Source organism: Pseudomonas libanensis (assembly GCF_001439685.1).
Taxonomy (GTDB): domain Bacteria; phylum Pseudomonadota; class Gammaproteobacteria; order Pseudomonadales; family Pseudomonadaceae; genus Aquipseudomonas; species Aquipseudomonas libanensis.
Genome location: NZ_JYLH01000009.1, coordinates 151,270 through 163,944 on the forward strand (window position 1 = coordinate 151,270; position 12,675 = coordinate 163,944).

Genomic DNA, 12,675 nt, shown 5'->3' on the forward strand with positions numbered 1-12,675 from the left:
AGTATCACTGGTTGTAGATGAATTGCCGCGCATTGTTTTCTTATTTGATTGAAGTTTGACTTTTCCTTGGTGAGCAGCGCTATGGATATTTATTCGAATGCCTTCAACTTCAGTTCTTATATCAACGGCTCTGTTGATGTGCGTACCGGCCAATATGGATGTCATATCAAGTTGGCGACTTTTAATCCCCTGGGGCCGCTGGAGGCGAGCCGGGATATATCCCTTGGTTTCTCGATGTTCGATACCAAAAACAATGGTTGTGGAATCGGGTGGCGCCTTAGCAATACTGAGTTCGATGAGAACCGTCGCAGACTCACTTTACTAAGTGGCGAGCAGTATCAGACTGACCTTCTGCCGTCCGTGGGTGGCACGCTCAAGATCATAAATCACAAGTTAAAGGACATCGTGGTCAAACGGCCGGATACCACTACATTACAGGTGATCTACAACGACGGGACCATAGAAATTCTACGGCGTACTGGCAGTACTCAGCCCTACCGGATCGTTGCCATACTGTTCGAAAACGGTGAGCGGCTGACCTTTCGTTACGGCGTTACAGGCCTTCTGGAGCGGATCCTTAACCAGGAACAGGAGGAGTTGCTGGTCCTGACTTACTCAAACGGGAACCTGTCGATAGCAGATACACGTGTCGATGGTGGTCGTTATGCCCGTGTCTGGTTTCTGTACACCAATAACCGTCTGACGCAGGTATCTGCTCCCTTTGACCGTAGTGAAGCACGTGGTACCGCCAGCTATGTGTTTGAGTATCGCTCGGCGTTTCGCAACGGACTGGTTCCTATTATGCGAGTGCGGTCCCCGATGGGCGGTGAGGAGCTGATTACGTATGCAGAGCAAGGGCATCAGTACGCTAACAATCAATTTATTCCACGGGTGACCAGTTGGGTACGAACACCGGCCGCCAAGCAGCCGCCCATGACTCTGACTTACGTTTATAGCCCAGGCCGGAATTTTACCGGATACCCGTTTTCTGGTGGTTTTCGCGAAGGTGAAGACAATCTGTATCAAGTTGTTGGCGATTATGAATACTGGACTGAAGAGCGATCTCTCGATTCTGTTGGCGACACCCAGCTGAGTGCCACTCATACCACCTACAATAAGTATCACTTGTTGACTGAAGAGCGAGTCGTACGTGAAGGCACCCGGACCACGACGGCCATTATCTATAATACGCAGCCCGGCCAGTTTCCCATCCAGCCCCCCAACTTTCATCTTCCAAAAACGATCATCAAGCGCTATGAGTTGGTGGCTGGTGGCACTCCACGGGAAGAAATCCAGCACATAGAGACCGACGACTACGGCAACGAACTAAGTCGCACCGAACCTTCCGGCATACGCACCGAATACAGCTATTATCCCATCGCAGGCGAACCCGGAAAATGCCCCGCCGACCCCCATGGGTTGTTCCAGCGCTACCTCAAGCAGGAGCGTCTCATCCCGGCTGGGGAGACGCCAGCAGCCCGGCTCACCGAGTACACCTACACTCCTGTGCCGTCGACGGGCGGCAGCTATTTTGTGCTTCAGCAATCGAGTAGCCAGGCCGGGGCCGTCAGCTTGCAGCAAACGTATTACGAAGCACCTGTCGAGCTGGCGGGCCGTTTGAAGAGCACCACCAGCCTCATTGACGGGCTGTCGTTGGTCAGCAACTTCAGTTACAGCATCAACGGCGACACGTTGAGCGAAACCCGACGTTTACAGGGGAGGGAGGGGCAATGGTTGGAGTCGGTGCGTACCCTCTCGCTGGTCAACCGCCGCCTGTTGTCGATGACGCGAGACGGTGGCAGCACCCTGGCGCTGGCATACGATGTCAGTGGCAGGTTGATTGCGGAAACGGCGTCGCCCGGTGAGCCGCAGCAGGCGGGGCGGCGTTACGCTTATCACTTTGCAACGCAAGGTCGACGCGCTCACCTGATCACCATCGATGCGCAGGGCAACCGGGCAATCACTTATTACGATGGCTTGGGACGCCAGGTTGCCGAAGCTCAACTGATGAGCGATGACTCGGAGCGTGCCATCCGAACCTGGCGTTATGACGCGCAGGGGCGGACTGTAGAGGTGGTGAGTATCGACTACCTGCCCGACGGGCCCCGTTCATTGAAGAGCACCTACACCTACAGCCGTTGGGGCAATGCCAGTCGTGTGACCCGAGCCGATGGTCGCGTGGAGATCGATGAGTACGATCCGTATCTGAATCTGAAAATAGAGGGCATTGAAGGCGGGGAGCGGCTGAAAACCTATTTTAACGAACACAATCAGCCGATAAGGGTCGAGCGCCTCGACGCCGATGATCATAGCGTTGAAGTGGAGTCGCGCACCTACGATGGCCTGGGCCGCTGCCTGTCTGTACTGGATATCGTTAAAAACCTCACCCAATTCACCTATGACGGGTACAACCGGCTGCTGACTACCCTGCAGACACCGGCAGACAGTACACCGGCGCGGTTGCGCACGAACGAGTATGCGCCTGGCACAAGCAGCGAGGAGGTCAGCGCACTCCTTGTCGATGGCAAGCGGTTGGGGGCTCGCACGTACGACAGTCTGGGCCGGATGACCAGTCAGGTACGCGGTAGGGGGCCAGCCATGATTTTGGAGTATGAGGCGGGCTGGATGGAGCCTGTCGCCATGGTTTCTGCGCTGGGTGCGCGTCAAGAGCGGACCTACGACAAAGAACTGGACGCGCTCAGTCGTATGGAAATGGCGGGTGTTGCGACCAGCACCTACAAATATGATCCGACTTCCGGCGCATTGGCCCGCTCCGAGGCTGGCGGCTTGATTCATGAGGTGTTTTACGACGCATACGGCTATCCGGAGAAGGAAGTCCAAACGGCCGATGGTACGGTCGCTACCACACTGTATGGACATTCCCCTGGCGGACGCTTGCTGTATCAAACCGCTGCCGATGGCCAGCGCAGCCAGCTCGATTACGACGCGCAGGGGCGCTTCCAGCGGATGACCACCGGCACCCTGGTGATCGAGCAGGACTACGACCTGTTTGGCCGGCCTCGGACACTGACCACCGCCACTGAAAATATGCAGGTGATTACCAGTGTTTCCTATGATTCTCTGGGGCGAGAAGCCGAGCGTCGTTTCGAACAAAACGGTGCGTTGTTGCAGGTCATGACCAGCACGTATCACTCCAACAGTATGCTGGCGACGCGGTTTCTTCACGATGCCGATGCACGGCTGGTGATCGGCGAGACGTTTACCTATGACGCCTACTTGCGGCTGACCACCTATCGCTGCGAAGGCCTTGAACATCCTAAGGATCACCGAGGGCGTGGCATTGTCGGGCAGGCGTTCAGCTTTGACAGCCTCAACAACATCACGCAAGTGGTGACGTCCTTTGCCGATGGCACGCAAGATACCTGTGAGCGCTTTTTCACCGGTACTGACCCGACTCAGCTCACCCGTGTCACCCACACCTATCCGGTGCAGGGCTTCACCCTGGCCTATGATGCGGCGGGTAACCTGCTGACAGGGCCTTCGGGGCAGGTCTACAGGTTCAATGCCTTGGATCAACTGGTCGAGGTCGAGGCCGGTCCTTTTACCTACAGCTATCAATACGATGCGGATGCTCGGCAAGTGCTCGCGCGTCGCGCCGAAGACTCCCCAGTGATGCTGGTGTATACCGGCGATCGTCTGGAAACCCTGGCTGAAGGCGATAAAAAGATCCGCTATCACAGTGCTGAGAATCAGGTCGTTGCACGCAGTGGGGGCGTGGACGGGCCGCAACTGCATGTCAACGATGCCAGCGGCAGTGTGCGCGGCGTATCGGCACCGGGGCAGATGCATGATCGGCGCCATTACACACCTTACGGAGATGCGCACATAAACCTGGATGACGGCAAGGCCCGAACCATGGCCGACCTGCAACTACCGGCGTTCAATGGTCAGCGGCTGGATGCCGCAGTCAATCTCTACTTCCTGGGTAATGGCCAGCGGGCCTACGATCCTGACCTGATGATTTTTCTGCAGGCCGATCCGTTGAGTCCTTTTGATCAGGGCGGGCTCAACGGTTACGCCTACTGTGCGGGTAACCCGGTCAATATGATGGACCCCAGTGGGTTATGGCCGGAGTGGTTGAAGTGGACGTTGACCGGACTGGCTTTAGCGCTTTCGGTTGTGGCGTTTAAATTTGGGGGCGCAGCTCTAATGGCGGCTATAGCGGCTAAAACTTCCACGGCTGCATTAGCGGCGGGTCTGGCGACAACGGCCGCAGTAGCGACGCCAGCCGCTACTGCCACAATAATATCTGCAACGTCGACTTTGGCGGCGCTGACTATGGCCTCCAAAGCGGCAATAACTGTTGGTGCCGGACTTGGCATTGTCAGCGGAAGCCTGAGCATTGCCTCGTTGAGTATCACTGCCGTCGATAAGGCGATGGGGTGGGACCGTTCACAGACCGTCAAAGATCTGGGCTGGGCCTCCTTTGGGTTTTCTATCGCATCATTAGCCGTTGGGTTGGGGGGGGCCTATACCTCAGCACACATGGCTTACAAGCTGGCGGCTTCTAAACCGTTTGGTGTTGGTGCATCACCTGCTGGCGCCGCCGTATTCGCTGCGCGTCAACGTATGCTCGGCTTGACTTACAAGTTCACCGATAAGGCAGGCGTTACGCCTCGGAGTATCACCTTCGGCGCGACACGTGCCGCATTGAGATTCATAAATTTGAGCCGGTCAATCCAAACTAGATTTGCATCGTCGCCGACCGATGGCGACGCACCCGCCTCTGCCTTGCCCCAATCCCAACCTGCCGTCCCCCGAATCGTTGATATGCCGAGCAGCAGCATCGGCTTTTACCAGGCCCACAGAGATGAAGCGGCGCGTATTCGCCAGCCGATCTTGACGGAGTTGATGAATGGTTAAGCAAAGACCCCGTACATTTATATAAACCAATGTGGGAGGAGTAAGCCCCAAGCCCTCCCACACCTTTTGATCGCGCTTTAGCCTTTAAGGGCGCTTGCGCTCGATGTCTCGCAACAAATGCGTCGGAGGCGTCTCACAGCTGATCTTGCGCCCCAACAGCGCTTCGATCGACGGCAACTGATACGAGTCATCTTCCCCGGCAAAGCTGATCGACACGCCCGCAGCTCCAGCACGCCCGGTACGGCCGATACGGTGCACATAGTCGTCCGGCACTTCCGGCAGGGTGAAGTTGATCACATGGCTGATGCCGTCGATGTGAATACCACGCCCGGCCACGTCGGTGGCCACCAGCACGCGGATCTTGCCTTCGCGAAAGCCTTCCAGGGTCTTGATGCGCTTGTGCTGCGGCACGTCGCCCGACAGTTGCGCGGCGTTGACGCCATCGCGCACCAGGCGCTCTTCGATGCGGCGCACTTCGTCCTTGCGGTTGGCGAATACCATCACGCGTTCCCAGCCGTTGTCATTGACCAGGTTGTAGAGCAGCTTGTACTTGTCGGCACCGGCCACGGCGTAGATGTGCTGCTCGACGTTTTCGCTGGCGACGTTCAGCGCCTCGATCTCGACGATTGACGGGTCGGTGGTCCACTGTTTGGCGAGGTTCATCACGTCTTCGGTGAAGGTCGCGGAGAACAGCAGGGTCTGGCGCTCGGCTTTGGGCGGGGTCTGGCGGATGATCTGGCGTACTTGCGGGATAAAGCCCATGTCGAGCATGCGGTCGGCTTCGTCCAGCACCATCACTTCGACCATGTCCAGGTGCACGTCGCCGCGTTGGTTGAAGTCGAGCAAGCGGCCCGGGGTGGCGACCAGGATGTCGCAGTGACGGGCTTCGAGGTGCTTGAGCTGCTTGTCGAAGTCCATGCCGCCCACGAACGTCATCACGTTGAGGCCGGTGTACTTGGTCAGGTCGGCGGCGTCCTTGGCGATCTGCACCACCAGCTCACGGGTCGGTGCGATGATCAGCGCGCGCGGTTCACCCATGTAGCGTTCCTTGGGCGGCGGCGTTTGCAGCAGCTGGGTGATGATTGAGATCAGGAACGCGGCGGTCTTGCCGGTGCCGGTCTGGGCGCGGCCGATGGCGTCTTTGCCGGCCAGGGTGAAGCCCAGCACCTGCGCCTGGATCGGCGTGCAGTACGGGAAGCCCAGGTCCTGGATGGCGTGCATCAGTTCGGGGGCCAGGTCGAAGTCGTGGAAGCGGGTCTTGCCTTCCTGGGGCTCGACGACGAAGTCTTCAAGTTTCCACGGGATGACGACCGGCTTTGGGGCCTGTTCGCGGCGAGGCTTCGGCGCGACTGGCGCGGCAGCGACTTCAACCGGTTTTGCCTGTTCCGGCGCTGTCACCTTCGGCTGGGCAACGGGTGCCGCCCGGGCGGGCTGCCTGCCGTCATTGCGGCTGCCGGTTGGCGGGACGGGAGCACTGGGAACAGGCGCGAGCGGCTCAGCCGCGCTTTTGCCGAACATCTTCTTGAGTGCTTTGAGCACGGTCATCTCATTAATTGGTTAAGGAATGTACGCCGGCCAGTGTAATGCAAGAATCGGGCGCGGCGTAGTGCGTCTGTCATAAGGCTACATAAACGCGGGTTTCAGCGCAGGCGTTCAGCCAGCCAGGTGCCGATGTCGCGTATCTCTTCGGGTAACACTTCGTGGCCCATTGGGTATTCCTGCCATGTCACGGTGACACCACGGCTGTTCAAATGCTCGTAGGCGCTGCGGCCCATGGCGTTCTGCACCACATCGTCGTATTGGCCATGCAGGCACAGCGTCGGAATGCGCTGCTGGCTGGCGGATAATTCCAGCTCATTATCAAAGGTTGGCGCGTAGGTAGAGAGGGCAATGACGCCACCGAGTGGCCCCTCCCAATTCAGGAACGCGGTGTGGAAAACCACGGCGCCACCTTGGGAAAAACCCGCGAGGAAAATTCGCGAAGCGTCTATCCCGGTTCTTTTCTGAGCCTCGATCAAATCCGTGACCATTTTTGCCGAGACTTCCAGCTCTTCCAGGCTGATCGAACGCGCCGGGCTCATGGCCTTGATGTCATACCAGCTCGGCATCTCGTAACCGCCGTTGATGGTCACCGGGCGCGTCGGCGCCTGGGGCAAAACAAAGCGCGTGGTCAGCAAGCTTTCCTGCAACGCCTCGGCCACCGGCAGGAAGTCGTAGCGATCGGCACCCAGGCCATGCAACCAGATAACGCAGGCGTCTGCGGGCTTGGCGGGCTGAAGAATCAAGGGTTCGGTCATGTCTGCTCCATATATGTGCGCGCGCTCCGATTGGGGGCGTCGGAACGGTGCGCGACAGGTTGATCTGTTAAGAGAATGTCGCAAGGGTGAATCTTTTGCCATTAACCCAGGGTTGCAACCGCTTGGCCAACACTCTGGTACGCGCCTTGCTATGTGTAGGTCGATGTCAGAACTCTCCTGGGACGGTAACACTATCAGTGACCGCCGTTCAGGGGATAGCCGCTGGAATGATCGCGAAAACCTCATGCCGCTTGACCCCAAAAAAAGCCAACACGGGTCGATATCGCCTCATAAGGGTGCGCTGGGGTTGGAGCTTGGACACAACAAGAGCAACTGGAGGTTTGAATGAAGGTATTGAAATCCACCCTGGCCATCGTCACTGCGGCGGCTGTATTGGGTGTCAGTGGGTTTGCCCAGGCGGGCGCCACCCTGGATGCCGTGCAGAAGAAAGGCTTTGTGCAATGTGGCGTGAGTGATGGCCTGCCGGGCTTCTCGGTGCCGGACGCCAGTGGCAAGATCCTCGGCATCGACGCTGACTACTGCCGCGCTGTGGCCGCTGCCGTTTTCGGCGACGCGACCAAGGTCAAGTTCAGCCAGTTGAACGCCAAGGAGCGTTTCACCGCGCTTCAATCCGGCGAAGTCGACATTCTGTCGCGCAACACCACCATGACCAGCTCTCGCGATGCGGGCATGGGCCTGAAATTCCCGGGCTTCATTACCTACTACGACGGCATCGGCTTTCTGGTCAACAACAAGCTCGGCGTGAAAAGCGCCAAGGAACTGGACGGTGCAACCATCTGCATCCAGGCCGGTACCACCACGGAGCTGAACGTTTCCGATTACTTTCGCGCCAACAACCTCAAGTACACCCCCATCACCTTCGACACCTCCGACGAAAGCGCCAAGTCGCTGGAATCCGGGCGTTGCGACGTGCTGACGTCCGACAAGTCGCAACTGTTTGCCCAGCGCAGCAAGCTGGCCGCGCCGAAAGACTACGTGGTGCTGCCGGAAACCATTTCCAAGGAGCCTCTGGGCCCGGTCGTGCGTAACGGCGATGACGAGTGGCTGGCCATCGTGCGCTGGGTGGGCTACGCCATGCTCAACGCTGAAGAGGCCGGTGTGACCTCCAAGAACGTCGAAGCTGAAGCCAAGGCCACCAAGAACCCGGACGTTGCGCGTCTACTCGGTGCTGACGGTGAATATGGCAAAGACCTGAAAGTGAAGAAGGACTGGGTCGTCCAGATCGTCAAGCAGGTGGGCAACTACGGCGAAATGTTCGAGCGCAACCTGGGCAAGAGCACGCCACTGGAAATTGACCGTGGCCTGAACGCGCTGTGGAACAACGGCGGCATCCAATACGCACCCCCTGTGCGCTGATCGCTGATGGTTCTATCACCCGGTGGGCCAACCGCCGGGTGATGTTCTGTTCCATTCTTTGCGGGGCACTTCATGCAAAATCAAATCGGCGCACCCAAGCAGAAGCTCAGCTTCAGCGATCCCAAAGTGCGCGCGTGGCTATTCCAGATCATCACAATCGTGGCGGTGGTCTCGCTGGGCTGGTACCTGTTCCATAACACCCAGACCAACCTGCAACACCGGGGCATCACCTCGGGTTTCGACTTTCTTGAACGCAGTGCCGGCTTCGGCATCGCGCAGCATTTGATCGACTACACCGAATCGGACAGCTATGCCCGGGTGTTTGTGATCGGCTTGCTCAATACCTTGCTGGTGACCGTGATCGGCGTGGTGCTGGCGACCCTGCTGGGCTTCATCATCGGCGTGGCGCGGTTGTCGCCCAACTGGATGATCAGCAAGCTGGCGACGGTCTACGTGGAGGTCTTCCGCAATATCCCGCCATTGTTGCAGATCCTGTTCTGGTACTTCGCGGTCTTCCTGACCATGCCGGGGCCGCGCAACAGCCATAACTTCGGTGACACCTTCTTCGTCAGCAGTCGTGGCCTGAACATGCCGGCGGCCCTGGCGGCCGACGGGTTCTGGCCATTTGTCGCCAGTCTGGTGATCGCCATCGTCGCCATCGTGCTGATGACCCGCTGGGCCAACAAGCGTTTTGAAGCCACTGGCGTACCCTTTCATAAATTCTGGGCCGGCCTGGCGCTGCTCATCGTGATTCCGGCGTTGTGTGCGTTGATCTTCGGCGCGCCGCTGCACTGGGAAATGCCCCGGCTTGCAGGCTTCAACTTCGTCGGTGGCTGGGTATTGATCCCTGAACTGCTGGCGCTGACCCTGGCGCTGACGGTGTATACGGCGGCGTTTATCGCCGAGATTGTGCGCTCGGGGATCAAGTCTGTAAGCCACGGCCAGACCGAAGCGGCGCGCTCACTGGGCTTGCGCCCTGGGCCGACGCTGCGCAAGGTCATCATCCCGCAGGCGCTGCGCGTGATCATCCCGCCGCTGACCAGCCAATACCTGAACCTGGCGAAAAACTCCTCGCTGGCCGCCGGTATCGGTTATCCGGAAATGGTTTCGCTGTTTGCCGGCACGGTGCTCAACCAGACCGGCCAGGCCATTGAAGTCATTGCCATCACCATGAGCGTGTACCTGGCGATCAGCATCAGCATTTCCCTGCTGATGAACTGGTACAACAAGCGCATTGCGCTGATCGAGCGGTGAGGAAACGCCCATGACAACGCATACGTTCAAACCTGATATGCCACCGCCGAGCAAAGTCTTCGGGCCGGTGGCGTGGATGCGCGCCAACTTGTTCTCAAGCTGGCTCAACACCCTGCTGACCCTGCTGGCGATCTACCTGGTGTACCTGGTGGTGCCGCCGATCCTGCATTGGGCCATTCTCGACGCCAACTGGGTTGGCACTACCCGCGCCGATTGCACGAAAGAGGGCGCTTGCTGGGTGTTCATCCAGCAACGCTTCGGGCAATTCATGTACGGCTATTACCCAGGCGAGCTGCGCTGGCGCGTGGACCTTACGGTATGGCTGGCCATTGTCGGCGCGGCGCCCTTGTTCATCTCGCGTTTCCAACGCAAGGCGATCTACGGCCTGGGCTTCCTGGTGCTGTACCCGATCACTGCCTACTTCCTGCTGCACGGCGGTGTCTTCGGCCTGGCCAACGTGGCGACCAGCCAATGGGGCGGCCTGATGCTGACCCTGGTGATCGCCACGGTCGGCATCGCTGGTGCCTTGCCACTGGGCATTGTGCTGGCGCTGGGGCGGCGCTCGAACATGCCGGCGATCCGGGTGGTTTGCGTGACCTTCATCGAGTTCTGGCGCGGCGTGCCGTTGATCACCGTACTGTTCATGTCCTCGGTGATGTTGCCGTTGTTCCTGCCCGAAGGCATGAACTTCGACAAACTGCTGCGGGCGCTGATCGGTGTGATCCTGTTCCAGTCGGCCTATGTGGCCGAAGTGGTGCGCGGTGGTTTGCAGGCGATTCCCAAGGGGCAGTACGAAGCCGCCGCAGCGATGGGCCTGGGTTACTGGCGCAGCATGGGCCTGGTGATTCTGCCGCAGGCCTTGAAGATGGTGATCCCGGGGATCGTCAATACCTTCATCGCACTGTTCAAGGACACCAGCCTTGTGATCATCATCGGCCTGTTCGACCTGCTCAACAGCGTCAAGCAAGCCGCCGCCGACCCCAAATGGCTGGGCATGGCCACCGAAGGCTACGTGTTCGCCGCCCTGGTGTTCTGGATTTTCTGTTTTGGCATGTCGCGCTATTCCATGCACCTGGAACGCAAGCTCGACACCGGCCACAAGCGTTAGGAGTGGTTTTTATGAGCGAAGCAATCAAGCAGCCTGTGAGCCCTGAAGGCATTATCCAGATGCAGGGCGTCAACAAGTGGTACGGCCAGTTTCACGTGTTGAAGGACATCAACCTCAACGTCAAGCAAGGCGAGCGCATCGTGCTGTGCGGCCCGTCGGGTTCGGGCAAGTCCACCACCATCCGCTGCCTCAATCGCCTGGAAGAGCACCAGCAGGGCCGCATCGTGGTCGATGGCGTGGAACTGACCAACGACCTCAAGCAGATCGAAGCGATCCGCCGTGAAGTCGGCATGGTGTTCCAGCACTTCAACCTGTTCCCGCACTTGACCATCCTGCAGAACTGCACACTGGCGCCGATGTGGGTGCGTAAGATGCCCAAGCGCAAGGCCGAGGAAATCGCCATGCACTACCTGGAGCGCGTGCGCATCCCGGAGCAGGCGCACAAGTTCCCTGGGCAACTGTCCGGCGGCCAGCAACAGCGTGTGGCGATTGCTCGTGCCTTGTGCATGAAGCCAAAAATCATGCTGTTCGATGAGCCGACCTCGGCGCTGGACCCGGAAATGGTCAAGGAGGTATTGGACACCATGATCGGCCTGGCCGAAGACGGCATGACCATGTTGTGCGTGACCCACGAAATGGGTTTTGCGCGTACCGTGGCCAACCGCGTGATCTTCATGGACAAGGGCGAGATCGTGGAACAGGCGGCGCCGAATGACTTCTTTGACAACCCGCAGAATGAGCGGACCAAGTTGTTCCTGAGCCAGATTCTGCATTGATCGGTGTTTGAACAAATAAACCCGGCCCTGGTGCCGGGTTTATTTTTTGAGCTAGGACGCTTTGAGTGTTTCAGTATCGTTATTCACCGTATAGCTGAAGGCACCGCGCATATCTGCGCCTTCTGCCAAGGCTTTTGCGTCCGCAAGCAAATGCGGATGACGATCCAGTAACCGCATCAGTATTACCAAGGACCTGGGGGCAAGCAGTTCGCCGCGTTCATAGCGAGAGAACGCGTTGTGCCCGGCACCTGACAGCAAATCCACCGCCTCTTTTTGCGTAAGGTGCAGTTTGCGCCGCGTGCGTTTTATTTCGGCGCCGATCATTTTACGGGCAGCGAGGGTCAGTTCATTTTTTGCCGCGTCGTAGCGGTCGGTGCTGTCGTTGTCCGGGTCCCAGAAACCGTCGCCGCAGACCTTGCATTCCCAGCCGGAAAGATTGTCGACCCGGCGCTCCATGCCTTTGATGCGAATGGTTTCGCTGCGGCCTTCGAAGTAACTCAATGCGTCTGGAGCGCCGCAAATATAGCAAAGCTCGGTTTTTTTCATGATTGCCTCTCCTTGAAGGAGATTACCGGCGGTCTACCGTTGGGGCGGTAAGTGACCTTGACGTAAATCTCCATGTTTTTTGCGTGCGTGTAATACACGTCTTGCCAGATTCGATGATCCCCATAGGTCGTCATCGACTTGTACAGCATCCTGTTCTGTAGTTCGTATATGACGATCTGCATATCTTCCATACTAAAGCCGAGGTCCTCTCCAGAGTCCTTTGCTGTCCTCGTAAACGCCTTGCTTCCAAGCCGCCTGACGTCTGCTTTGATCACCGCCAAATCGTAATGAGGTGTGTACTTTTCCATAAGACACCTGAGTCCAATAATTACCCTCTGAGGGTAATTTTACCAATCGAAAATACTGCTCCTTTTCCTGCCTAGGAACCCTAGTGCGTTGCCTTTGTAGGCAACTCCGAATAGCCTGTAGGAAA

At 58.2% G+C, this 12,675-nt stretch carries 9 protein-coding genes; 5 read left to right on the forward strand and 4 right to left on the reverse strand.

What is annotated here, in order from left to right:
* The first annotated feature begins 81 nt into the window (after positions 1-81).
* Complete coding sequence (locus TU73_RS15820; protein ID WP_057013000.1) at positions 82-4,884, forward strand: RHS repeat domain-containing protein; 4,803 nt, start codon at positions 82-84, stop codon at positions 4,882-4,884.
* A gap of 84 nt (positions 4,885-4,968) precedes the next feature.
* On the opposite strand, the gene rhlB is transcribed toward TU73_RS15820, so the two are convergent.
* Both rhlB and TU73_RS15830 read right to left on the reverse strand, forming a co-directional pair.
* Positions 4,969-6,429 carry an ATP-dependent RNA helicase RhlB gene (rhlB, locus tag TU73_RS15825; protein WP_162276324.1) on the reverse strand — a complete coding sequence of 487 codons (1,461 nt, stop codon included), beginning with the start codon at positions 6,427-6,429 and terminating at the stop codon, positions 4,969-4,971.
* A 95-nt stretch (positions 6,430-6,524) separates the two neighbouring features.
* Positions 6,525-7,181 carry an alpha/beta hydrolase gene (locus TU73_RS15830; RefSeq protein ID WP_057013001.1) on the reverse strand — a complete coding sequence of 219 codons (657 nt, stop codon included), beginning with the start codon at positions 7,179-7,181 and terminating at the stop codon, positions 6,525-6,527.
* 345 nt (positions 7,182-7,526) lie between these two features.
* Between TU73_RS15830 and TU73_RS15835 the strand changes: the two genes are divergently transcribed.
* From TU73_RS15835 to TU73_RS15850, 4 genes are all read left to right on the forward strand, one after another.
* Positions 7,527-8,558 (forward strand): amino acid ABC transporter substrate-binding protein, encoded by a 1,032-nt coding sequence (locus TU73_RS15835; RefSeq protein WP_057013002.1) that lies wholly within the window; start codon positions 7,527-7,529, stop codon positions 8,556-8,558.
* 72 nt (positions 8,559-8,630) lie between these two features.
* The gene (locus TU73_RS15840) at positions 8,631-9,812 is read left to right on the forward strand and encodes an amino acid ABC transporter permease (protein ID WP_057013003.1); all 1,182 of its coding nucleotides are present in this window, start codon (positions 8,631-8,633) and stop codon (positions 9,810-9,812) included.
* Positions 9,813-9,822: 10 nt separating this feature from the next.
* Complete coding sequence (locus TU73_RS15845) at positions 9,823-10,920, forward strand: amino acid ABC transporter permease (RefSeq protein WP_057013004.1); 1,098 nt, start codon at positions 9,823-9,825, stop codon at positions 10,918-10,920.
* A gap of 11 nt (positions 10,921-10,931) precedes the next feature.
* A complete protein-coding gene (locus tag TU73_RS15850) occupies positions 10,932-11,696 on the forward strand; it encodes an amino acid ABC transporter ATP-binding protein (protein ID WP_010444394.1) in 765 nt (254 codons plus the stop codon).
* A gap of 51 nt (positions 11,697-11,747) precedes the next feature.
* Here TU73_RS15850 and TU73_RS15855 read toward each other — a convergent pair whose 3' ends face one another.
* Positions 11,748-12,242 (reverse strand): type II toxin-antitoxin system MqsA family antitoxin, encoded by a 495-nt coding sequence (locus tag TU73_RS15855; RefSeq protein WP_057013005.1) that lies wholly within the window; start codon positions 12,240-12,242, stop codon positions 11,748-11,750.
* A complete protein-coding gene (locus tag TU73_RS15860; RefSeq protein WP_057013006.1) occupies positions 12,239-12,550 on the reverse strand; it encodes a type II toxin-antitoxin system MqsR family toxin in 312 nt (103 codons plus the stop codon). The genes TU73_RS15855 and TU73_RS15860 overlap by 4 nt, the downstream gene beginning before the upstream one ends.
* Positions 12,551-12,675 lie beyond the last annotated feature (125 nt).

Coding starts and splice junctions, on each gene's coding strand:
- TU73_RS15820 (WP_057013000.1), top strand. CDS start 82: ATGGATATTTATTCGAATGCCTTCAACTTCAGTTCTTATATCAACGGC.
- rhlB (WP_162276324.1), bottom strand. CDS start 6,429: ATGACCGTGCTCAAAGCACTCAAGAAGATGTTCGGCAAAAGCGCGGCT.
- TU73_RS15830 (WP_057013001.1), bottom strand. CDS start 7,181: ATGACCGAACCCTTGATTCTTCAGCCCGCCAAGCCCGCAGACGCCTGC.
- TU73_RS15835 (WP_057013002.1), top strand. CDS start 7,527: ATGAAGGTATTGAAATCCACCCTGGCCATCGTCACTGCGGCGGCTGTA.
- TU73_RS15840 (WP_057013003.1), top strand. CDS start 8,631: ATGCAAAATCAAATCGGCGCACCCAAGCAGAAGCTCAGCTTCAGCGAT.
- TU73_RS15845 (WP_057013004.1), top strand. CDS start 9,823: ATGACAACGCATACGTTCAAACCTGATATGCCACCGCCGAGCAAAGTC.
- TU73_RS15850 (WP_010444394.1), top strand. CDS start 10,932: ATGAGCGAAGCAATCAAGCAGCCTGTGAGCCCTGAAGGCATTATCCAG.
- TU73_RS15855 (WP_057013005.1), bottom strand. CDS start 12,242: ATGAAAAAAACCGAGCTTTGCTATATTTGCGGCGCTCCAGACGCATTG.
- TU73_RS15860 (WP_057013006.1), bottom strand. CDS start 12,550: ATGGAAAAGTACACACCTCATTACGATTTGGCGGTGATCAAAGCAGAC.